Genomic DNA, 23537 nt, shown 5'->3' with positions numbered 1-23537 from the left:
GTTTATTAATGAATTCACATCGTCATTTATTTATTCTCGAGCTTGTGCCAATGGGGCCAAGCTCTATCTCGACACAACAATTACAACAGCAGTTAATTGAACGTGGCTTTGACCTTTCAACCCGCATGCTCCAACGTGACCTACAATCACTCTACGAGCAAGGTTGTTTTGGCCTTGAAAAAGACACGCGCAGTAAACCGTTTGGCTGGTCAATCAATGCGCAGTGGAGAGGTGGTAACTCAAGAGTAATGAGTACTGAAGTTGCAGAGCATTATTTGCTGCTAGAGCAGCTACTACCGCAATCTATACCGAGCGATGTGATACGCTCTGTGCATACTAAAGCAGAGCAGGCTCTTAAACGTTTTAATGGTCATGTGCCTGACTGGCTTGCAACCCTGCCTAAACCGTCGTTAAAAGTGAATGTTGATACTCAGTTAGTGACGCAAATTGAGCATGCGATTAAGCATAAGCGTGCGGTGAGCGCTGAGCTTTATAGGGTGCTTTATGATGAGGCACATTGGCTAAAATTTGCTGAATTGAGCTTTTATAACTTAGTCGAGCAAGGCGGCGTTTTAATGGCGCAGTTTATGGTGGGGTCGCTTCACGATAAATGTTACCAGATGCCGGTTTACCGCATTCGTAATGTACACATTTTGCAAAAAACACGACGTGAGCCAAACAATGAGCAGTTAAAGTCGCTGCGCAGTGCGATTAATAAAGGCATGAAGCAAGAAACGATCGAGTTAATTGTAAAAGTGCCTAACCACTCGGCAGTTAATCAAGGTTTTATTGAACTTGGTGAGCTGACTGACAAACAATATATTGACGATAAAAATGTATTACTCACCTATCAAACGATTGATACAGAACAACTCACCAATGAGCTATTTAAATGTGCTCATTGGCTTGAAGTTATAAAACCTGAGCAAATCAGGAAAAGAATCATCACAAAACTTAAAGCGGCTGCTAGTAACTATCAATAACTCTAATTAGTTGGATGCGTCAATTTTTGACGCACCGGTTTGTTATGCTCCTTTAAAAGTTAAGGAGTAGTTATGTTTCAATTAATTGAGCAGCAAGATGGTTTATCTATTGGTGTATTTGGCATTGGAGGTTGTGGCTGTAATACGTTAAATAGTATTTATGAGCAGCGCGAGAGTAAACAAGCAAAGTTATTTAGTGTTAATACCGATAAAGTAGTGCTCGAACATACCCAAAGTGATGATGCCGTGCTGATTGGCGCTGAACTGACACATGGTTATGGTGCTGGCGCCGATCCTGAGGTTGGTTTACAAGCGGCGCAAGAAAGCAAAGATCAACTGTTAACATTAATAAATAGCTGCGATATTTTATTGTGCGCAACAGGGCTAGGTGGTGGTACTGGTACCGGCGCCAGTCCTTATATCGCAGAGCTTGCTCGTGAACAAAATAAGCCTGTGATATTTGTTGCAACACTGCCTTTTAGCAGTGAAGGGCAGTTTAGATCACATGTTGCACAAACCGGGTTGAACGCCTTAAAAGAGCATGCAAATGCAGTGATCACTTTACCTAATGATCAGCTGATTCAGGTGTTAGGGGATGACGTTGATTTATTTGATGCATTTAAACACAGCAACCAAATATTACACTCACTTATCAAATCATTGATTGATATGCTGTGCTATCAAGGTTTGATTAACGTTGATTTAAATGACTTTGCGAAAATTATGGATTGCAAAGGTGATGCTGTTTTAGGTGTGGGTAAATGTGATCTTGAGGATGAATTCCCTAACGCACTTGATGACGCGCTCAATAATCCGTTAGTGAACCAAGTGGATATGTCATCCAGTTCGGGTGTTATTGTGCAAGTAAACTGTAAAGACGAGATCTCATTAGGAAGTTATAATCTCATTACCGACACGGTTCGCCAACAAGTAAGCCCTAATGCGCTAGTGATCTGTGGTGTATCTAAAATTGAGAGCTTAGCAACTAATTATGAGCTGTTGATCATCGCAACCGGTGCAAGCGCTAAGATGATTGTTGAACCTTTCAATAATGCGCCTAGTAGCGAAGTCGAACAGTCGCCAGCTGCAAGAGTTAAACCTCAAGCTTCTGATATTTTTGACATACCAGCGTTTATACGTAACCAAGCTCCAGCACCATCTGGAAAATAACTATTATTATATAGCTTAAAGTGTTGTTAGTTATTGCTTTCAGAGTCTGAAAACATTTCTCAGTGAGATACCTATGAACGTATATTTAGATGATGAAAGAGAAACACCAGCCGGTTGGTTACGAGCCTATTGGCCTGATGAAGTGATTGCATTTTTGAAGAGCGGAAAAGTAAAACAGCTCAGCCTTGATCATGATTTAGGTAATGATAACAAAGGCACTGGCTATGACGTTTTACTTTGGATTGAGCGGGCAGTGTTTATTGATGGCTTTGTACCACCAACAATAGCCGTTCATTCAGCCAATAGCTCAGCACGAATTAAAATGGAATGCGCAATTGCACAAATTAATTTACTGGCTAGGCATTAATACTGAATGAGACTAAAAATGAGTCACGTTCTAAAGTGATCGCCACTGAGCGAAAAGTATCGGATATTTTTGATACCCCTGCTTTTAGAAGAAATCAATCTGCACCACCTAGTAAAGCCCTTTATAGGTTTTGTAATCAAAGACAAAGTTGTATAGCAATATGTAAGCACTACTCTAATATTTGCACATAGGTTGGATCTTAAGAAACTTGAAGTTGAACTCTGTTAATGATCAAATAGTTACGCCAATAAAAAAATGACTAAAAACAGAGTTCACATGCAGATTAACCAAGTTTCAAATCAATTAAAAGCCCTCATCTCAGAAAAGCACCTAATCGCGCTTGCAAAAACCTCTGGGTTTCAAGTCCGCCATCGATGTTTGTCGATTGTTTCTTTACTCAAAGCCGTATTCAAAAGCTTATCTTGCTTGCAAGACGCTAACTTGTCAGATATCCATCAAAACCTTAAAACGCAGACTGATTGCACAATCAGTTATAAACCTTTTCATAACCAAATCCGAAAACCAGCCTTGACTGAATTACTCCGTGAACTCGTTATTCAAGCGATGTCTAAATTAACTCTAAACACGCTGGATAAAACCTTTTTTATCCAGCGTGGAATACAACGCGTGTTATTACAAGATGGCTCTTCATTTGCTCTACATGATGAATTAGCTCAGGTTTTTGCTGGTCGTTTTACTGCTATAAGTCCTGCCGCAATTGAGTTGCATGTTACTTATGACCTATTTAATGAACAACCCTGCGAAATAGATACCCGTCCTGATGTTGAAACTGAGCGAGCCTTTTTACCGGGTAGTCACACACTTGAAGATACGTTATTACTTGCGGATGCAGGGTATTTTGACTTAGATTACTTTGAGCAAGTATCCCAAGATGGCGGCTATTTTTTGGTCAGAGCAAATAAAAACATCAACCCAATCGTTACATCAGCTTATTGCGCGGGTATAGAACTCAAAGAGAAGAATATTAAACTCAAAACGTTACTCGATAAATTCGCAAGTCAACCACTTGAATTAACAGTACGTTGGAAGAAAAATGGACCCGAGTACAGACTTATCTATTTACCGGATGAAAAGCGCCCCGTTTTTCTTGTTACTAATTTAAAAGAAGTACAGTTTAACTTTGACGAGTTACTCGATATATACGCAACTCGTTGGCAAATTGAGCTACTTTTCAAAGAGCTAAAGTCATGGAACAACCTTAAGGGATTTATCACACGAGACCTACATATTGCCGAATCACTGGTTTGGTTGAGCATACTGCAAACACTGATCAAGCGTTTTATCTGCCATAGTGCAGCGACGATGTTTAAGTGTGCGATCTCGACATTTAGAGCGAGCAAGTGCAGTTATCTTTGGTTGGATGATATTCTAGGTTGCATGGAGCAAACACGGTGCAGCCACAAGATACACCGTGTACTAAAGCTACTAGCGGAAAATTGTAAGCGTCAATCCATTGAAAAAGAGAGTGACATTTGCCGTTTTAAAATAGGAAGTTACGCGATCAATGTTCCTTAAGAACTAAGCTATGAATCATCCCTAAGAGTAGAGCTTATTTTAATACTGGCTAAATTTAAGTACCCACCAATCAGCCGCGATGAAGTATACAAAGAAATATTTGAACAAGCGCAGAGCGTGAAAGCGAATAAAGAGGGGTAAACAGCTTATGGCTAGTATCGCAATTAGATTATGCTTTAGTAAGAATTGGAAAAAGATTAATGCATTTTAATTATGTGGATAAGGACTGATTACCATGTTTGATTTAAATGATATACAACAACGAGCGGCCAGCAAAACCTTCGATCTGGGTTGTGAGTTGTTTGCGTCAAACCATGTTAGCAAGTTGCTTATTATTGATAACCAGGCAATGGCAACCGTGGCGGGGCAGTTTAAATACAAAGTCACTTTAGAAAATAACGCGGCAGGGCAATTTTTGGCTAGCTGTACATGCCCTGCAGGCGATTATCAAGAGATATGCAAACATGGCGTTGCCGTGGCGCTCAAAGTAAATAGTTTATCCGCTGCTGAATTCGCTGATGCAAATGCTAATGATGAAACAGCGCAAGATAATGAGCGCAGTGAACTCATCGCGTGGTTTATGGATAAACCCACTACTGAACTGACCGATATAATCATGGCTTTTTTAGACGAGTCAGAGCATGAGTACGACAAATGGGTACTTATAATGGCAAACGATAAACAGGCAATGGGCGCAGGGGAGCTAAGTAAACTTATCACCAAGGCGTTGCCTAAAAAGCAAATATGGGGCTGGAGTGAAGTGCGAGGCTATTTTGCTGAGGCAGACTCATTGTTTGAAATGATATTCCCTGCAATAGAAAAACTGCCTGTTGATCAGCAATGGCAGCTGAATCTTAAAGCCTTGGTACGTTTAAATACAGTGCTTGAGGGGATAGATGACTCGGGCGGCTTTCGCTTTGAGATAGAGGGGAGTATTAACCAAAAATTGAGCGAACTTTTTAATCAACTATCTTGGCCTGATGAGCAAAAAGCGCAGTGGATTTTTGAACATTTTGAAGATTATAAATACGATGTATTCCCGAGTGTGCCGCATGACTTTGACATAACGCCAAGTGTAAATACCTTGTTTTTATCACAGTGTACAGCGGCAATAGAAAAACGACTGCAAGCAGGCGTTGATTTTGATGACTGGAGACAAAAAAACGCACTTACACGCCTTACCTCGGTATTGATAAAACAAGCGCAAGAACAGGATGATTGGCAAGAGCAACTGCATTTAATTAAACTAACAGCCCATGATTCAGATGATTATTTAAAAATAGCTGCACTTTGCAAAGCGCGTAATGACTTATTAGATGCCGAGTACTATTTAAAGCAAGCGTATCAACGGGCAAATAAGTCCCATGAAGTGTTGGCATGTAAACGTGATGAAATAGCACTTCGCCTTGAGTTATCAGAATTTAAGGCCGCATGGGCAATAGCGTGGCAGTTATTTGTTGATAGCCCGAGTTTTAATGGCTTTAAAAACTTACAAACGCTACAACTAAAAACCGGTATCATTGATGCAGAGTTTACGCAAAAGGTAGAGCAATTATTACTTTCTTTGTCAGATAAAGCGGCTAAATCAAACCAAGGTGCTTATCGCTTTACTAATTATCCGAGTGAGTTACTGGATTTTTATATTGATCAAAACGACATTGCAAAAGCACGTTCATTAGCTGCAAAACATGAGGTTAAGTCGAGCCAATTGATAACGTTGGCTGGTTTAATTATGGCGCAATACCCACAAGAGTCGATTGACTTGTATCACAAATCACTTGGCAACATAATTGGACAAACCAATAATGACGCTTACCGTGAAGCAACTAATTTATTAATTAAAATAGAAAAAAACTTAAAAGACACCAACGCTGACTGCACGCTATTGTATGACATGATTGGTACACTCGCTAAAAGCTTTAAACAAAAACGTAATATGATGAAGCTATTGCGAGAATACTTTCCTGAGTGTTTTTAATAATTAAATTTTGCAGACGGTGTCTGCAAAATTGAGTTGGTTTTTTTTATTGGGCTTGCAATGATTTAGCGTGGATTTAACGCGGACTTACACACGGTAAGCCCGCAGCTATACGCTACTCTGCGTAATCACGCTTTTTAGACATACCGCCGATGCCTGCATTTAAGGTATTGGTTGGGTCTAAGTGTCGGTAATTATCGGCCAAGGCAGGTTTGGCATGATAATGATGCCCTACGTTATGCTCTGCAGGATATTCGGCACCACGTTGCTCTAACAGTGCGAGTAAAGCCGCTTTTACGGCTTTGCAGTCTTCGCCTTTACGTACTAAATAGTCTTGATGAAATACGTGACACAAAAAATGGCCATAATAAAGTTTACTCACTAGTTTATCGGTAATGCTGGGTGGTAGCTTTTCAAACCATTCGTTGTCGTTACGCTTGAGTGCAATATCTAGCGCGAGAATATCTTCAACTTCGTTATGGTTTATTTTTGCATATTGTACTGCTGCGCCTGCGGCTGCAAAACGCAGCAAATACGCTGCTTTTACTTCTTGTTCGCTACACTGAAAAAAATCAAGTTGGTAGTCTTTTTTAACTTGCTCAAGCAGTGCTAGAGTTTGCTGGTGAGCATCCCCTTTGACAGTCAAAATTAATTGGTGTTGGTATTGCTTGTTCCATTGTTGGAGTTTCTTTGGCGTTTGGCTTGGGAACAGCTTAGCAAGGCGATAAACTAATTTATCAATGGTGTTTTTTGGTAAAAAAGGCAGTTTTTGGCATACAGCATCAAGTTGGCGCTTAATATTAAAAAACTTAGGTAGCCAGTTTGTGCCTAGGTTTTTTATGAGTAAAACCGTATCGCGGCCGTAGTTATCAGCAAGTTCAAAAATATCGCGGTGCAAATACTCAGCGTAAACAGGCAAGCTGGTGGCTTGCTCTAGCAATATTTTGCGGACAGCTTGTAATGCGGTCGATGAATTAGTACCAAGATAGAAAGTAAGTTCTTGTTCGTTTTTGGCAAAGGTGTCTACACGTACTGCAAAAACAGCGAGTTTGCCTGCGCAGCCGCTGGCTTGGTGCAAGCGCCGTGGGTCAGCATTAAAGCGTGCAGGGGTATCATCATCCGTTTTACGCACCCAGTTAGCGTATTCTCGATCAGAGGCTTTTTTTGCTGTTGTTTTTACATCGTGTTCGCTGTATTTCTTATTTTGTAAGTTAGTGAGTATTTGCTCTGGTGTGTCACCAAGGTCAATATCTAAATTATTAATTAAGCTTAGGCTGCCATCACTGTTTATTTGTGCATATAAGGCAAGCTCAGTATACGCTGGGCCACGTTCCACTAATGCGCCACCTGAGTTATTACATACGCCGCCAACAATCGATGCGCCAATGCACGAGGAGCCGATAACGGAGTGTGGCACTCGGCCATACGGGGCGAGGGCTTTTTCTAGTGAGAATAAGCTAGCCCCTGGAAATGCCACAATTTGTTGTTGCGCGGGCAGTACTTGAATATCGCTAATTCGTGTTGTGTTAATAATAACCGTATTACGGTCACACCCTTGAGTTGGGGTTGAGCCGCCCGTTAAGCCGGTATTGGCCGCTTGCATAATAACAATGACATTGGCGCTTACACAGGCTTGTAAAATATGCCATTGCTGTAATAGTGTGGCAGGTTTTACTACCGCAAGCGCGGGGCCATGGCCTTCTCTAAAGCCTGTACGATAAGGCGCGGTGGCGCGGTCGCTTGTTAATACATAACGAACGCCAACGATTTCTTTTAATGATGCGACTAACTGTGACTGTGACATAAGAGCTCTAATTTAGTGAAGGCTTTAATGATGTGTCATTAAATAGGTTTTTACGCACGCTGGTACGTAGTTTTTCTTGTTCTAACAAATGCGTTGCGTCTATATCATTTAAGGGTAATGCGTCTTCTCGGGTTAAATTGCCATCGGCAACCAACGATAAATAGCGCGAACAGCACACACGCAAAAATGACGTGAAGTTACCTATGTCGTGATCAGCATCAAGAGACTCAAGATACAACTTAGTGATCATTTGGTTTACGGTCATTTGATCACGAAATGCGACTTCTTCTAAAATATCCCAAAAAAACTCTTCTAAACGGATTGAGGTAACAACGCCATCAATACGCAAAGATTTGGTACGACAGGTCCATAAGCGGCTGTCGGCATTAATAAAAAGTTGGCACATAAAAATTAACCTCTCGATGCTGTATTAGCAGTGCTTATAACAATGCCACAAATTGCTTTAACATGGCAGGGTGTGCAGGCCATGCCGGGGCCGTTACTAATTTACCATCTGTGATTGCGCCGTCCATCGGTAAATCTACGTATTGTGCACCCGCCATTTTTATTTCTGGCTGGCAAGCTGGGTATGCTGATACTTTTTTACCTTCAAGCACTCCTGCAGCGGTGAGTAATTGTGGGCCGTGGCAAATAGAAGCAATGGGTTTATCTGCCGTTGCAAAGTGTTGAATAATTTCGATTACTTTAGGGTTTAAACGTAAATACTCAGGGGCACGGCCACCGGGTAAATAAAGCGCATCGTAGTCATTTACATTAAGCTCGGCAAATGTCGCGTTTAATGCAAAGTTATGGCCGCGTTTTTCTGTATAAGTTTGGTCGCCTTCAAAATCATGAATTGACGTTGCGATTGTATCGCCTGCTTTTTTATCAGGGCATACGGCATCAACATCGTGTCCCATTGCTAATAAAGCTTGAAAAGGCACCATGTTTTCATAGTCTTCGACAAAATCACCGGTGATCATTAGTACTCTAGCCATGCTGTGCTCCAAATTTAATAGGTATTTGCTCGCTGCTTTAAGTGCGTTCAAATACAAAAATATAAGAGAGTCTAGTAAAACATATGTGGATCCGGAGCGGGTAATATCCAAATACTACACAGAGCTATTTTGTCGGGTTTTTGCATATTATTAAACGTTGGCTAAATCACATTTAAAGTTTGTAATAGGTAATCTCTTAAAGGGTGTTTTAGTTCAAAAAGAAGAGATCACTGCGTCGATGGGCGCTTAATATTAAATCATGATGCTTTAAATGCCGCTAAAGCTTAAATTATGGTTATGTCCCTAAAATTCTTGGGTACTAAACTAAATGGAATAATATATATCGTTTTTAGTAGCATATTTATAATTTAAAGTTTATAAATGGCCATAACGTATTAGCAAATAAATCCCCCTGCACAGCATTAACGGCGGAGCTTTTAGGATTTAGGTACGTATTTGATTTAATTATATGGTGTAGATTTATCAGTGAGTAACTATTCAGATTTAGCGCAACGAAAGCTAATAATAAAATTATTTTCCGTAATTGGTTTTTTAACTACCAGTTTTATGTCTGTTATGGCATTTTGGGGCGGCTTAGGGGTACTAAGTTTAGTACTTGTTATAGCGTCCATCTGTTTTGTAATTTCATTTTTTGTTACTGCATTTTTACATAAGCGGTTATTACTTGCTTCGACCACTATTTTATACACCATTTATATTTTGATGTTCTACTTGGTTTTAACCGGAGGGAGTCACGGAACTGGGCCATTGTGGATTTATGTTGTTGCACCGATCACCTTTTTTATTCGTGGTTTTAAAAAAGGCATTGTTGATATTTTCTTTTTTGTATTAGTAATGTTGTATGCCTTTTATTTAGCGTCTACTTTTCAATTTACCGATTACGGTACTTTACATTTTCCTTCCCGTATTATTTTAACGTTTATTATAGTGGCTGCACTAAGTGGATTATATGAACACTTTAGGCAACACCACAGTGAAAAATTGACGCTTTTAGCGCAAAAAAATGAATTACTTGCCACTATAGACCCACTAACTAACCTACCCAATAGACGTAGTATGATGGCAAAGCTGGCGGAATTAAAAAGTAACGATATTAATCCTGTCTTTTCGATTATATTGCTTGATGTAGATGATTTTAAAAAAATAAACGATCAGTATGGTCATTTTGTAGGAGACCATGCATTAACCCACCTTGCTGGTATTTTTACGCAGCAGCTTACACATAACGACTTAGTGGCACGCTGGGGCGGCGAGGAGTTTTTATTTGTTTTACCAAATAAAGACAAAGCAAAAGCGTTACAATTAACAGATACGTTGCATGGCGCACTTAAATCACAGCCGCTGCATATTGACGGTTATACTATAAGCATCACCGTGAGTATGGGGATTGCTGAGATCACAGATTCATCTGCAATTGAGCGCGACATTCAACATGCCGACGCTTTACTCTATCAAGCAAAAAATAGTGGTAAAAACCGTACTTGTGCTTAATGAGGTTTAATGAGGTCTAATGAGTTTATTGTTGTCGATTGCGCTTAGCGCGCTTCCAGTATTACCCGAACCAGTTGCAAATAATGCAGTAGCAAAAGTAATTGTGAATGAGCAGCCCTATTTTTTAAGTTTTATGGGCATTGGCGCGAGTAAAGATCATACCAGTGTGCACAATAAAGTGTGGGCATTAAAACTAGGCGACGCTAAATGGCACGCTAAAGCACCCGTTCCCAGTAGCTTATCAATTAAAGGCCGTTTAGCCAGTACAGCCGTTGGTGTAGGTGAATATGCGTATGTATTTGGTGGTTATACGCTAAGCGCAGATCATAGCGAAATTTCCAGCCCTGATGTATACCGTTATGATTTAAAAAACGATAGCTACACTGAGCTTAGTACAATGCCGGTTCCAGTTGACGACAGCGTAGCACTCACTTATCAGCAGCGTTATATCTACTTAGTCAGCGGTTGGCATAACGATGGCAATGTAAATCTTGTGCAAGTGTACGATATAAAAACCGATACATGGCAACAGGCATCGCCATTTTTAGGTGAACCGGTATTTGGTCAAGCCGCTGCAATTAGTGGGAATACAATTGTGGTGTGTGATGGCGTAAAAACGCAGGCAAACGTTGATAAACGTCGATCATTTGCAAGCGTTGCTCAGTGTTTAAAAGGCACTATTGATGAGAATAACCCATTAAAAATTGATTGGCGCACGTTGCCACATCCAACGGGAACATCACATTATCGTATGGCGGCCACCCGCTTTAACGGTGCTATTTATATGCTTGCAGGATCGTCAAATCCCTATAATTACGATGGCATGGGGTACAACGGTAAACCAGCACCAGCGAGCAACCACGTGTGGCGTTTTGATATTGTAAGTAATCGCTGGAATGTGCTTACCCCGGCTGAATCCTCAAGCATGGATCACCGTGGTTTACTTGAACATAACGGTGTGTTGTACCGCATTGGCGGGATGGATAATCATCAGCAAGTGAGTAATAAAGTGCTTGGTTATAAAATACAAAACGCTGCAAAGTAGCAGCGTTTTGGTTATGATTTTTACTATATTAAAACTTAACGCTGTAGTTTAAGTTAAAGCTACGCCCGCGCGCTTTATGATCATAAAGTGCTTCTGGGCCATAGCCTGGGCTATAGAAGTAAATAGCTCTTTTGCCCCATTGTGTTGTGTATGTTTTATCTAGCAAATTAGTAACAGCAAAGTTTATAGTGCCTGTTGATAACGGGTAGTTAACTATTAAATCAAGCTCTGTGTAACCATCAATTTGGCGATCTGCTTTTTTAGCATTGAATTTACTGCCATCATCTTTTAAATCAAACATGGTTTTAGATTGTAAACGCACATTTAAAGTATCACCTTGCCACGCGACATAACTGGTGAATTTTGAGGAGCTGGCTTTAGTAACATCAATTTTTGCCCAGTCGCCTTGTGCAGTTTTACTCTGCCCACGTACAAAATGTGCATTAACGCCAAGTCGAAACGCGGTATTAATGTCGTAGTCAATTTGACCTTCAATACCTCGGGTGCGTAATGGGCTTTCTTTTACGTCGATTAGTAATGTTTTTCGGTTAGTAACAATACTTTGATCAGACTGACTTTGGTAAACAGATACTTGCGCGGTTAAATCTTCATTATTAAAACGCCAACCAAGCTCATAAGAATCAGTTTTAATGCCTTTTAAGCGTGAATTACCAATACTGACAGTTGAGCCTTCTTGCAATGCTAGATGACCATTTGCATCGGCGGGGAGGTATTTACCTTTACCGTAGTATTTGGCTACATTTGGGAGCTCGAATGCTTGTGCAAAGTTAGTCCATATTTGTTGATTATCAGTGATATCAAAAACAGCCCCTAAGTTAAATAGTGTCACATCATAATCGGTTGACCCACCGGAAATAGCATCGGCTGACTGGGCCGTGTTTTGGGCTATTTGAGTTGATGCACTACCTGCAACAAAATCGGACACTGTATTGTTCATACGTTGTTGTCGCATACCTGCGGAGAGCGATAGGCTATCAATTACTTGCCAGCTTAACTGTGCAAAAAATGCTTTACTGTCTACTTCAAAACCAGGGTAACGATCGACACTAAATAACGACTAAATAGTGAGGCCGCCACTGGCTTGTGCAATTGTTGGATCATAATAGGTTTGCAGTGCTTCAAACTCTTCGCTGTCGTAATCGAAACCATATGCGAGATCAACTGCTTGCCACTTTTTATTAAGTACAAATTTAAAGCCGTAAGCATCAGTACTTTGCTCTGAGCTGGAAAAGCTTGAAATAGCGTCTTGGGTTGAATTTAAACGAGGGCGGGGGTAAAAATCAAAATCTTCAGAGCGCATAAAGGCTTGAATATTTAAGTTGTGGCCAAAAAAATCAAGATGTTGGTAATCAACATTAAACAGGCTACGTTTGGTTTGTGGGACATGCTCAGATTCAAGCCCCGCGCGAATACCAACACCTGTCATATCACCAAATAAAGAACCTGAATTATCACCAAAATATAAACCGTGCTTGCCATCGCTTTCGTTATTGTAATATTGCCCTAACATCGAAATAGATTGCTGCTGATTAATTTTAAATGTTGTTGATGCCATTAAATCTAAAGATTGCGTATATTGCAGGCCAGATTGTGTGGTATCCATCATGATTGGATCGCCGTTGCCATCATGCATGGCATCTATTTGACTATAAGCCAGAGATACGCGTCCTTTCGAGCGTGCATTTTTCCAGCTGGTGGCTGCGGCTAAGTTTGTGCCTAAATCATCATGACCTGCAAAACCTGATTTGATACCGACATTAAATTCATGATTACCGTCACCTTCTTTGGTGATTATATTAATAACACCACCAATACTGCCTCCGCCGTAAACTGCGGTAGACCCAGAGATAACCTCAATACGTGCAACATTAAATGGGTCTATAGCATCTAAGTGACGGCTTACACCTCGTGAGGAGTTCAGTGATACGCCGTCAATCATGACCATCATTGGACGGCCACGCATATTCTGAGAATAATTTGCACGACTTTGGCTCCCTAAATCAAGGCTAGGAATTAACTGCGCTAACGCATTTTTAAAATCAACACCGGCATTAATTTGAGTTTCAATTTGCTCTAAATCAACCAACCAGACTGTACCTGCAATGTCGCTGATTGCAGTTTGTGTGCGGTTAGCTGTTACTACAACACGTTCAATATTTTTATCCGCGCTTTGATGGGCAATTGCAACTGAGCTGAATAAAAAAGGGGCAATGCTGCTAGTGATTGCAAGGGATAAAAGCGTTTTTTTCATGCTACTTCCTAGTAAGATTGGGGAATATATTATTTCGGGTACAATATTGCACGAATGGTAATGGTTTTTAATCTTATTATCAAATAAAGCTGATGAATTACTCAAAATTATTAATATCGATTCACCTTGTTGGTTTTTTACGATAGTTTATTGAGCAAGATTATGATTTTAATAAGAAGTAATAATGAATACTCTATACATCACTGGTGCGGGTGTCAGTGCCGCCAGTGGTATCCCGACTTTTCGGGGCGAAGACGGCTACTGGACTATCGGCAGTAAAAACTACACACCGATGGAAATGGCTACTCGGGCAATGTATCAAAACAACCCACGGCAGTTTTTAGCGTGGTATTACCATCGATTTGCCACTTATCGTAATCATGGACCTAATGAAGTACATCACTGGCTTAGCGATAAAAACTTAATCACTCAAAATATAGACGGACTCGATGGTAAAGCAGGTAATAAAAATTACATTGCTATTCATGGCAGACTTGATCAAATGACGGTGTTTCATCATCAGGGCGATGACGTAACACCGCACACTACGCCGTGGGATGATGTAGACGAAAGCTGTTTACACGACTCATTACTTGAGTTGTTTAAAATCGATAATCAACAGCCAGTATTGAACCAGTCTTTCAAACCTTTTGTGTTGTTATTTGACGAATACTACACCGAGCTTTACCGTATTAGTGAAGCGCAGCAACGTATGGCGGATGCTGACAAAATAGTCTTTATGGGCACTTCGTTTAGTGTAAACATTACTCAAATGGCACTTGAGGTCGCACGCAGTTATGCTATTCCTGTTGAGGTAGTCGACCCTGAGCCTGCACACATTATGCACCCTAATGTGAGCTATAAAAAAATGACGGCACTGGAATATATTCAACAGCAAGGGTAGGTTTGCGCTAAGGCGTGTTGACCTTTGTGGATTGAAATTTGTTCAATCTAGGGGCGATTTAATCGCGCGCGAGGCTTGTAACCTAGCGGGCTAAGTAAAAACCGAGCAACAAAGAGTCAATTGCCCCTAGGAAGTTATTAGTATCTAACAACATAATGGGAATGATGTGGCATTTATTTTTGAAACTCAAAGACTTAGTGTACGTGAAATCACGCCAAGTGATGCTGAGGATTTAGCATTTGTGCTTGCGGATCCGCTGGTAATGAAACACTCAACAGTGGGTGTGCATTCTGAACTGCAAATAAATGATTTTATAAAAAACTGCCAGCAGCTGTATAGAATAAACGGCTATGGTCATTGGATTATTTATAACAATTTCAATGAATTTGTTGGTGTGTGCGGGCTAAATAAGCATCAAGTAGGTGACAAAGAGCTTGTACACATTAATTATCGGCTGGCTACTTCGCAGCAAGGTAAAGGCTATGCAGTTGAGTCGACGCAAGGGGTACTCTCTTTTGCCAAGGATACACTTGCGCTAAGCGGTATACCCAAGCCACCTCAAGATGCAGAATTCAGCGTTTCACAGGGGCTTAATACCAAGGCGTTACTTTGCAACAATGGCAGCCCCTTTTAAGAAGTAACAACGGTGGGAGTAAGTTACTGTGAAACGCCCTGCGGGTTGGTTTTAAAGCGATTTATACTGCGTTATTAATTTTAACAATAGAACCACTATTACTTGCAATCAATGCCTTGTCTAAATCGCTTTAAATTCCAACTGAAACTCGCATCTTGAGGTGATTTGAGTATATGCACTGATTGAGCCTGACAACGTGAACTCGGTTAAAGTGGTTAATCGAACTGGGTTTTCGTTTATTGAGTCCTCTGTATTTCGAGGGTTTGATATAGATATATACCAGCATTCATTATAAGTTTGTGTAGGTGAGCTTTACGCCGCGCATGTGGCTTATTGAGGCATGTTGATGTCGTGATTAAAGCAAACAAAGCGTGCGAAGTTAGTGCGTTAAAGGAATGTTATTAAATTTTAAAAGGAGTTATATAACCAATGGCGTACTTTAAAACCCCTCAATTTTTGCATGAGGTATTTGGTGAAAAGCAATCGATGCTAGAGGTGAGTTGCACTGTATTATTTGCGCTGGTAGGAAGTTGGCTTGTTTATTTTGTTGCGGACATCAAGCTCGACAATTGGCAGGTAATCTTAGCGTTTATATTAATCGCTGATGTATTAGCGGGCTGTATTGCTAATTTTAGCCTTGGCACGAATGCGTTTTATGCAAAACGCCCGAAAAACCGACTTATCTTTATTGCCATTCATGTTCATATAGTAGCAATTGCATGGTTACTTTCGCAGCCAATGGATATTGCGCTGATTATTTGGACATATACGATAGTGACAGCATGTGTTGTAAATGCATTACACGGTAAATCGATACAGGGTTTTATTGCTGCAAACTTAATGTGCTACGGGATTTTTTTACTAATTTACTTATCTCTTCCTACGTGGTTTTTAATGGTTAGTGTATTTTTTATGATTAAAGTATTGTTTAGTTTTGCTGTTGATCATTATAGGCAATCAACTCAGTAAGCTTGTTAAAAAAACCAGTACAACTTTATAGGCTGTACTGGTTTGGTATTTGGCAAAAAGCTTATTTAAATAACTGTGCTAAGTCTTTCATCTCCTGGGCAGAAGTATACCAAATTTGGTGCTATCAAATTGACTTACAATTAAAAGCGAGTACGAATACCAAAGGTTATACGGCGCTCAAAGATATTTTGAGTGATCACATGATCTGACCACTGCGCATAAATATCTTCCTTCTCTTCAGTTAAGTTGCTCACCGACGTATAAATACTCATATCTTCGGCAAATTCATAGCCGGCATACATATCAAAGTACAAAGTGCTGTCGGTCCAAAATGGCATTACTCCCTCTCCCATCGGCGAGCTTAGGCTATCTAAACGGTCGCTACGGTAGTTAGCCGCGAGGCGTAGTTGTAATGGGCCTTTTTCGTACCAAAGTACCGCATTGGCTGATTTTTCTGAATTATCTTGAATCGGTAAGCTTTCGCCATAAACATCCACATTTGCACTGTCACTTGGCGCATAGGTAAAGTTAACTGACGTCCCTAAGCCATCAAATGGTGCAGGTAAAAAATCAAACGCTTGTTGGTAAACCACTTCAATGCCTTTGATATTTCCGCCTTTGCCGTTTATTTCTGTGCTTACGGGCACTTCTCGGCGCACCACGCCATCAATATCGGGCAGGCCTTGCATTACTATACCGCTTTGAATGAAGGATTCCATATCCATTAAAAAGGCTGAAATACTCAGTAAGCCGCTGTCGTTAAAATACCACTCGGCCGATAAGTTGTAGTTTGTTGCGCGCCACGGTTCTAAATCAGGGTTACCATTTTGACGACCCTGTACAGCCACTAATAAATCAGGGCTAACACCAAGCTCTGCGGCTAGTACATCGCCAGCACGGGTACGACCAACACTAATACCACCAGCAAGCTTACCAATATCTAAAGTGGTCATGGTTTTACCGTAACCGGCACGTAAAATAACCTCTTCGGTGAGGTTTAAGTTAAAGTTCATTGATGGTAAAAAGTCTGAGTAATCTCTGCTTAACCATTTTTCACCGATTTTTTCACTGGCGGTACATAATGAGCAAGGGCGTGCTGAGCCTAACTGGTTTTGCAGCATGTCGAGTTCGGTTTTAATGTATTGCGCGCCGATATTAGCGGTGTAACTTAAATCCCCTAATTCGCCGGCAAAGTTCGCTTTAAAGTAGGCGGTTTGGGTTTGCTCTTTTACTTGATAGGTACGTGAGGGATTAGCTAAACGTTTGTTACCCGGATAAATGGCATTTTGAAATGCCATTGGGTCGTCCATCACTTTTGGGTCGATTAAGTAAAAACTGTGCCCACTACCACCTGGGCCTAAACCATTTACTTGGTTTACCCAACCGGCAGGCATATCGCTAAAGAAGTTGGTTTTACCTATCGTTAAATCACCACCTGCTACGCTGTTTTCGCCATCACCGTTAGTATCACCCAAAGATGCGCCTGAATCCTTCCACATCACATCGGCAGTAATATCCCCAGTGGTAAATGGGGCAACTAAAATATAGGTTTCGCGCTCTACATCACGTTTTGATGCGCGCAGACCAAAATCAACCTTCTGTAGATGATCTGTCTCAAAGGCATAATGACCATCAATACGGGCAACATCAAGGGTCGCTTCTTCTTCAAAGTTATTCTCAGAGTAGGTTGAGACCAGATTATATTGGTTTATGTCGTTGCCAAACCCTTCGTCAAAGCCAAGTGTGAGGTACTCGCCACTGCGAGAAAAACTTACATCCACTTCATCAGGGCCGTAACCATTGGGGTTAACAGGCGTAATGCCATCACCGTGATTTTTCAATAAACCATGTTGTGCACCAGAGGTTAAAAAGCCATGGGCGACGTTTTCTGTATGGCTGCGCTCTGCTGAACCATGAATATACTTAAACTCGCCAGATAATGGGCCATCACCTTGGTATTCGAATAAAAAACTGGCGTTGGTTGATTCGCGATCGTTCGTTAAACTTTCAGAGTAGGCACTAACACGGCGTACTTTTAAGTTTGTATCGTTAACAGTGTATATTTGCCCACCTTTACCATTATCTAGACGTGGGATGAAATTATCTGAGTAAGCCCAGATATCTCCTCGCGCGCTATCAACCATCACCCCTTGTTTGCGATCGGCATCATCCATTTTTGTATAAAACAAATCACCGGTGAATGTCAGTGAATCAGCTATTTGATATTGAATGGTAGTGTTTAAGCCAAGGCGATCACGCTCGGTTTCACGGTCCATTACGCCATAAAATCGCTGGCTGTAAAAACTGTCATTAAAATCACCATCACCGTTAAAGTCTCTGTCAGTTGTAAGGTCAATGCGCGTTTCACCTCGCACTTCTGATGAGTTTAAAATAGTGCCGTTGCGATAGTTTGCTAAGGTGCTTTCGTCGTAAGCGGCAGTGACAATAATGCCAAAGATATCGTTGTTGTAACCAGCAAAGGCGACGAATTTAGGATCTGTTTGCTTCGATAAGCTCCCACGTGTCGCTTCCCCAGTCAATGACAATGTACTGCCTTGATCAAGATCGAATGGGCGACGAGTTTTTAAATCTAAAGTACCAGAAATACCACCAGCTAAAGTGTCTGCTTGTGGCGATTTAAGCACATCTATACCGGATAAGAGTGCGGCTGGAATATCAGTAAAATCAGGTTGTAGCTGTGTGATAGAGCCAGCACTTAAAAATTGTTCGCCATTGAGCAATGAGGTAACTTGGGGCATACCACGTACGTTAATGGTTGAACCTTCACCTGCTGAGCGGCGAATTTGCACCCCCGGGATCCGTTGCAGGGTATCGGTAATAGTGACATCGGGTAATTTACCGATATCTTCAGCGGTGATAGAGTCCATTACCCCGGTACTAAAACGCTTGTTGTTAATATCTTGTTTTTTACTGGCGGCAATGCCCCGTACTTCAATAGTTTCTATGTCGTCACTTGCTGTTTGGGCTTGATCAGCGGCAAAAGCGCCAAAGCTGGCGTATCCACAAATGATAGCGGCGACTGCTTTCGCTGTTAAGCTCTTATTTAGAGTAGGCTGGCGACGGTTTTTAATGCTCATGTTGATGTACCTCATCCTGTATATTTAGACGTTAATTATTATTTTATGTTAATTTGTAACACATGTTGACTCTTTGCTTGTTATTAATTAACATTACTTTCAAGCAAAATGCAATAACAATTACATTAACATTTGATAATTTTTTGATTTTTAATGTAACGTTGCTATCTAAGGTAATGATTTAAAATAAGAGTTTTATTTATAGGAAAGTTAGTCATGCAACACGCCGCAAAAATTTATACTGTGAATAAAGGCTTAGGCACTAACGATGCGCTCATACAAGGTGATTGCAATGTTGCTAAGCAACAAGTGAGCCTCCCTTGTGCATGTATTTACCAAACACGCTTGGATAACAACATTGCGTGGATGGCAAAGTTTGCCAAACAAAGTCAGGTGGCGTTTTCACCCCATGGTAAAACAACGATGGCACCGGGCATTTTTAAAAAGCAGCTCAGTGCTGGCGCATATGCGATTACGGTCGCCACGGTGCATCAAGCGGTTGTAGCAGCGCAGGCCGGTGCTAAGCGTATTATTATGGCAAATCAGTTGGTCGGCAAAGCTAACTGTCAGCACTTAGCAAACTTATTGCACAGTGCTGAAATTGATTTTTACTGCTTAGTTGATGATGTTGATAACGTGACGTCACTGGCTGAGTTTTTTTGCGAGCAAGGTGTAACACTCAAACTGTTAATTGAATTGGGTGTGCCCGGTGGGCGTTGTGGTGTTGTTGATAGTAAAAAACTACAGCAGTTGGCTAAACATATTAGTCAGTTTCCATCATTACAGCTTGCGGGTATTGAAGTGTATGAAGGCGTACTAAATACTCAAAGCCAAGTTGCAGCGTTTTTAAGTGATGCTGTTGCGCAGTGTAAAGAGTTGATTGCCGATAATGCATTTGCTACCGATCAAGTGATGATCACCGCCGGCGGCTCTGCATGGTACGACTTAGTCTGTGATGCCTTTGCCCCTGCCAATATGCTTGAAAATATGGTGCCGGTGATCCGCCCTGGCTGTTATGTGGCTCATGATCAGGGAATTTATGATGCTGCCCAACAGCAGGTTTTAGCACGTAATCCATTAGCGTGTAATATTGGCAGTGATTTACAGTCATGCTTAGAAATTTGGGCGTATGTGCAATCAATACCTGAACCTGGGCGTGCAATTATAGGAATGGGCAAGCGCGATGTAGCGTTTGATGCTGGGTTGCCCATTGCCAATTTACATATTGATCAACACGGTGTTGTTACTAAAGCGGGTGCTGATTGGAAAGTTGAAAAAATAATGGACCAGCATGCCATGCTCCGTGTTGAACAAAATAGCAATTTAAAAGTCGGTGATATTATTGCGTTTGGGACTTCGCATCCTTGCCTTACATTTGATAAATGGCGTTATATTAATGTCATAGACGATAACTATAACGTTATTGATATCTTTGACACGTATTTTTAGGAGAATAAGTAATTGGATATTGTTTCGCGAATTAAAGAGCGTTTAGGTCATTTACGCCAATCAGAACAGCTTGTTGCACAATTAATTTTAGCCGATCTGCAATATGCAGCATCCGCAAGTATAAGTGATTTAGCACAGCGCGCTAAAGTGAGCCATGCATCAATTACTCGTTTAGCTAAAGCATTAGGTTGCGATAATGTACGTGATATGAAACTCCAGCTTGCGCAATCACTGGCAGTAGGTGAGCGCTTTATTAGTGAAAGCAGCTCAGTACGTGAAGATATTCCGGCCATTTATCAAGCTATACACGATATTTTAGATATTAATGCCGGGCTTATTGAGCAATCGCTGGTGGAAGAAGCCGCACGTTGTATTGCGGGGAGCCGACATACTTTAATTTTTGGCGTTGGCGGCGGCAGCTCGGTGGTCGCACAAGAGTGCCACAACCGGTTGTTTCGCCTTGATGTACTAAGCAATGCCTATAGCGATCCGGTGATGATGCGCATGACCGCAGCAAGTGTTGATATCAGTGATGTGGTGGTGGTGTTATCGCTTACTGGCTTACCAAATGACCTAATTGACGCGGCAAGTATTGCCAAAGATTACGGTGCTAAAGTGATTGCCATTTGCCCAGACAGTGCCCTTGCTGATATCGCAACGATTCACTTACCAATAAAAACCAATGAGTCAGATTATATTTTTACGCCAAGTACAGGGCGCTACGCCATGCTTGCGGCCGTAGACATATTGGCCAGTGAAGTGGCTATTTTGACTCAGAAAAAATCTCGAGAAAAACTGCGTCGCATTAAGCATGAATTAGATGAGTACCGTGAAGGACCAGATAGAGCGCCACTAGGAGATTAATGATGCACGATACCTCGCAATCAGTAGATACAATTATTTATCAAGCAAACGTGTTTGATGGATTAGGCAATGATCCCCAGCGCATGGATGTCGCAATACAAGGGCAGTACATTGTTGCTCTGGGCGAGTTATCACAGTGGCAGGCGACGCACAAAATAATGGCCAATGGTTTGTGCCTTGCGCCTGGGTTTATAGATGTTCATACCCATGATGACCTTGAGCTGCTAAGAAACCCGAATATGGCCGCAAAAATAAGCCAAGGAGTGACTACAGTGATCACAGGCAATTGTGGGATCAGTGCCGCCCCTGCAAAATTAAACGCCGATGCGCCAGATCCAATGAATTTATTGGGCGAGAAAAGCGAATTTACCTTTGCGCAGATGCGCGATTATATCGATGCATTTAATCGTAAAAAGGCCAATGTGAATGTGGCCGCTTTAGTCGGGCACACTACGCTGCGTAACAATGTTATGACTGATTTACTGCGCCCAGCAACCGCTGATGAAATTACTGCGATGCAATTGCAATTAGATGAAGCCATAGCGCAAGGCGCACTTGGTCTTAGCACGGGCCTTGCCTATCGCAATGCACATTGTGCGCCCGAACAAGAAATATACGCATTTGGCGGTATTTTAAAAAAGCACGATGCGCTTTATACCACCCATTTACGCACCGAATTTGATGCCGTACTTGAAGCAATGGATGAAGCGTTTGCAATGGAGCAAGAGTTTGGTATTAAAGTGATTATTTCCCACTTAAAGTGTGCGGGTAAAAATAATTGGGGGCGTGCCCCTGAACTACTGGCAAAATTTACAGCGCAAGGTGAGCACTCAAAATGCAGTTGTGATGCTTATCCGTATGCAGCCAGCTCCAGCACCTTAGATTTAAACCAAGTGACCGATGACTTTGATATTTTTATTACCTGGTCAGAAGCCCATCCAGAAATGGCAGAGCAATTACTGGCAGATATAGCTAAGCAATGGGGCATGAGTTTGCTTGACGCCGCTAAAAAATTGCAACCTGCGGGCGCGGTATATCATGGTTTAAACGAAGACGATGTAAAAACTATTTTAGCGTTTGATAAAACCATGATTGGCTCTGACGGTTTACCGTGCGACCCGCATCCGCATCCACGGTTATGGGGATCATTCCCACGTGTGCTGGGACATTATAGCCGCGGGGAAGGGATTTTTTCACTGGCAACCGCTATTCATAAAATGACCGGGCTCAGTGCCGCTAATTATCGGTTGGAAAATCGTGGCGTGATCAAAGTCGGTAACTTTGCCGATTTAGTGCTATTTGATGCCGATGAGGTTATTGATAACGCAACATTTGTCGATTCAGAATTACCGGCCTCAGGTATTCACCAAGTCTGGACTAATGGCCAAACTACATTTAAAGATAAACGAGTTTTACCCGCGTATTCGGGTCAATTTTTAACATCCTTAGGAGCAAGTAAACATGATTAGACGAATTGGTATTGAGGGCGGTAAAGGCACGGGTGGTCAACATTTACCGTTTGCACGTGCAGTAGAGGCGGGTGGTTGGTTAATGGTGTCAGGGCAAACCCCGATGAAAGATGGCGAAGTTGTTGAAGGTGGCATTATTGATCAGTCTCGGTTAGCGATTGAAAATTGCCTCGATATTATGAAAGAAGCAGGTTACGGCCTCGAAGATGTGGTTCACGTTACCGTTATTCTAACCGATTCACGTTATTTTCAGTCGTTTAATAAAGTATTTAAAGCGTATTTTGGTGCTAATCCACCAGCACGTATTTGTGCTGTGGCGGATTTAGTGGTCGACTGTAAAGTTGAAGTGGATGTGACGTGTTATAAAGCACCTTAACTTCTCCTGCCAACATCAAAATTTATACCTAAGAGCATAAAAAATAATAACGGCTCTTAGGTGGCTTAGATATATTAATCAACAGAATAATAACTAACATCAACCTCGT

At 41.4% G+C, this 23537-nt stretch carries 19 protein-coding genes and 2 pseudogenes; 15 read left to right on the top strand and 6 right to left on the bottom strand.

The features are described 5' to 3' along the window. The first annotated feature begins 8 nt into the window (after positions 1-8). The 6 genes and pseudogenes from ADS77_RS00490 (at position 9) to ADS77_RS00470 (ending at position 6034) form a co-directional block, all read left to right on the top strand. Positions 9-983: a helix-turn-helix transcriptional regulator gene (locus tag ADS77_RS00490; protein ID WP_082355568.1), complete on the top strand. Its 975-nt coding sequence runs from the start codon at positions 9-11 to the stop codon at positions 981-983. Positions 984-1055: 72 nt separating this feature from the next. Beyond that, a complete protein-coding gene (locus ADS77_RS00485) occupies positions 1056-2153 on the top strand; it encodes a cell division protein FtsZ (protein WP_054452310.1) in 1098 nt (365 codons plus the stop codon). A 73-nt stretch (positions 2154-2226) separates the two neighbouring features. Continuing rightward, complete coding sequence (locus ADS77_RS00480) at positions 2227-2520, top strand: cyclic-phosphate processing receiver domain-containing protein (RefSeq protein WP_054452308.1); 294 nt, start codon at positions 2227-2229, stop codon at positions 2518-2520. 276 nt (positions 2521-2796) lie between these two features. Next, positions 2797-4056: an IS4 family transposase gene (locus tag ADS77_RS00475; protein ID WP_054452306.1), complete on the top strand. Its 1260-nt coding sequence runs from the start codon at positions 2797-2799 to the stop codon at positions 4054-4056. 27 nt (positions 4057-4083) lie between these two features. Then, a pseudogene (locus tag ADS77_RS22935) lies at positions 4084-4197 on the top strand (hypothetical protein); the annotation flags it as partial. Between the two features lie 94 nt (positions 4198-4291). After that, complete coding sequence (locus ADS77_RS00470; RefSeq protein ID WP_054452304.1) at positions 4292-6034, top strand: SWIM zinc finger domain-containing protein; 1743 nt, start codon at positions 4292-4294, stop codon at positions 6032-6034. Between the two features lie 115 nt (positions 6035-6149). Here ADS77_RS00470 and dld read toward each other — a convergent pair whose 3' ends face one another. From dld to ADS77_RS00455, 3 genes are read right to left on the bottom strand one after another with little or no spacing between them, the layout of a single operon-like run. Beyond that, positions 6150-7838, bottom strand: coding sequence for a D-lactate dehydrogenase (dld, locus tag ADS77_RS00465; protein WP_054204104.1), 1689 nt, complete (start codon positions 7836-7838; stop codon positions 6150-6152). A gap of 7 nt (positions 7839-7845) precedes the next feature. Further along, a complete protein-coding gene (locus ADS77_RS00460; protein WP_054204105.1) occupies positions 7846-8244 on the bottom strand; it encodes a ribbon-helix-helix domain-containing protein in 399 nt (132 codons plus the stop codon). A gap of 34 nt (positions 8245-8278) precedes the next feature. Beyond that, positions 8279-8836, bottom strand: coding sequence for a DJ-1/PfpI family protein (locus ADS77_RS00455; protein ID WP_054204106.1), 558 nt, complete (start codon positions 8834-8836; stop codon positions 8279-8281). A gap of 486 nt (positions 8837-9322) precedes the next feature. On the opposite strand from ADS77_RS00455, the gene ADS77_RS00450 reads away from it, so the two are divergent. Both ADS77_RS00450 and ADS77_RS00445 read left to right on the top strand, forming a co-directional pair. Further along, on the top strand, positions 9323-10348 hold the full coding sequence (locus ADS77_RS00450) for a GGDEF domain-containing protein (protein WP_054204107.1): 1026 nt from the start codon (positions 9323-9325) through the stop codon (positions 10346-10348). 19 nt (positions 10349-10367) lie between these two features. Continuing rightward, positions 10368-11393 carry a Kelch repeat-containing protein gene (locus tag ADS77_RS00445; RefSeq protein ID WP_054204108.1) on the top strand — a complete coding sequence of 342 codons (1026 nt, stop codon included), beginning with the start codon at positions 10368-10370 and terminating at the stop codon, positions 11391-11393. 28 nt (positions 11394-11421) lie between these two features. On the opposite strand, the pseudogene ADS77_RS00440 reads toward ADS77_RS00445, so the two are convergent. Next, a pseudogene (locus ADS77_RS00440) lies at positions 11422-12444 on the bottom strand (TonB-dependent receptor domain-containing protein); the annotation flags it as partial. 27 nt (positions 12445-12471) lie between these two features. Beyond that, positions 12472-13665, bottom strand: a complete 1194-nt coding sequence (locus ADS77_RS00435) for a TonB-dependent receptor (protein ID WP_054452300.1) — start codon at positions 13663-13665, stop codon at positions 12472-12474. A gap of 184 nt (positions 13666-13849) precedes the next feature. Between ADS77_RS00435 and ADS77_RS00430 the strand changes: the two genes are divergently transcribed. The 3 genes from ADS77_RS00430 to ADS77_RS00420 all read left to right on the top strand — a co-directional run bounded on the left by ADS77_RS00430 (position 13850) and on the right by ADS77_RS00420 (position 16172). Then, the gene (locus tag ADS77_RS00430; RefSeq protein ID WP_054452298.1) at positions 13850-14569 is read left to right on the top strand and encodes an SIR2 family NAD-dependent protein deacylase; all 720 of its coding nucleotides are present in this window, start codon (positions 13850-13852) and stop codon (positions 14567-14569) included. A 166-nt stretch (positions 14570-14735) separates the two neighbouring features. Next, a complete protein-coding gene (locus tag ADS77_RS00425; RefSeq protein WP_054452296.1) occupies positions 14736-15203 on the top strand; it encodes a GNAT family N-acetyltransferase in 468 nt (155 codons plus the stop codon). A 429-nt stretch (positions 15204-15632) separates the two neighbouring features. Next, on the top strand, positions 15633-16172 hold the full coding sequence (locus ADS77_RS00420; protein ID WP_054452293.1) for a hypothetical protein: 540 nt from the start codon (positions 15633-15635) through the stop codon (positions 16170-16172). Positions 16173-16312: 140 nt separating this feature from the next. Here ADS77_RS00420 and ADS77_RS00415 read toward each other — a convergent pair whose 3' ends face one another. Further along, positions 16313-19270 carry a TonB-dependent receptor gene (locus ADS77_RS00415; protein WP_054452292.1) on the bottom strand — a complete coding sequence of 986 codons (2958 nt, stop codon included), beginning with the start codon at positions 19268-19270 and terminating at the stop codon, positions 16313-16315. Positions 19271-19486: 216 nt separating this feature from the next. Between ADS77_RS00415 and ADS77_RS00410 the strand changes: the two genes are divergently transcribed. From ADS77_RS00410 to ADS77_RS00395, 4 genes are read left to right on the top strand one after another with little or no spacing between them, the layout of a single operon-like run. Further along, positions 19487-20719, top strand: a complete 1233-nt coding sequence (locus tag ADS77_RS00410; protein WP_054452289.1) for an amino acid deaminase — start codon at positions 19487-19489, stop codon at positions 20717-20719. 12 nt (positions 20720-20731) lie between these two features. After that, entirely contained in the window at positions 20732-21583 is an 852-nt protein-coding gene (locus tag ADS77_RS00405) for a MurR/RpiR family transcriptional regulator (RefSeq protein WP_054204114.1), read from the top strand. Then, positions 21583-23052 carry an N-acyl-D-amino-acid deacylase family protein gene (locus tag ADS77_RS00400; RefSeq protein ID WP_200909628.1) on the top strand — a complete coding sequence of 490 codons (1470 nt, stop codon included), beginning with the start codon at positions 21583-21585 and terminating at the stop codon, positions 23050-23052. Before ADS77_RS00405 ends, ADS77_RS00400 begins: the two co-directional genes overlap by 1 nt. Further along, the gene (locus ADS77_RS00395; protein ID WP_054452287.1) at positions 23045-23428 is read left to right on the top strand and encodes a RidA family protein; all 384 of its coding nucleotides are present in this window, start codon (positions 23045-23047) and stop codon (positions 23426-23428) included. Before ADS77_RS00400 ends, ADS77_RS00395 begins: the two co-directional genes overlap by 8 nt. Positions 23429-23537: the final 109 nt, after the last annotated feature.

This window comes from Pseudoalteromonas porphyrae, assembly GCF_001298125.1.
In the GTDB taxonomy this organism is placed as follows: domain Bacteria; phylum Pseudomonadota; class Gammaproteobacteria; order Enterobacterales; family Alteromonadaceae; genus Pseudoalteromonas; species Pseudoalteromonas neustonica.
This window is presented reverse-complemented; position numbering and strand designations above follow the sequence as displayed.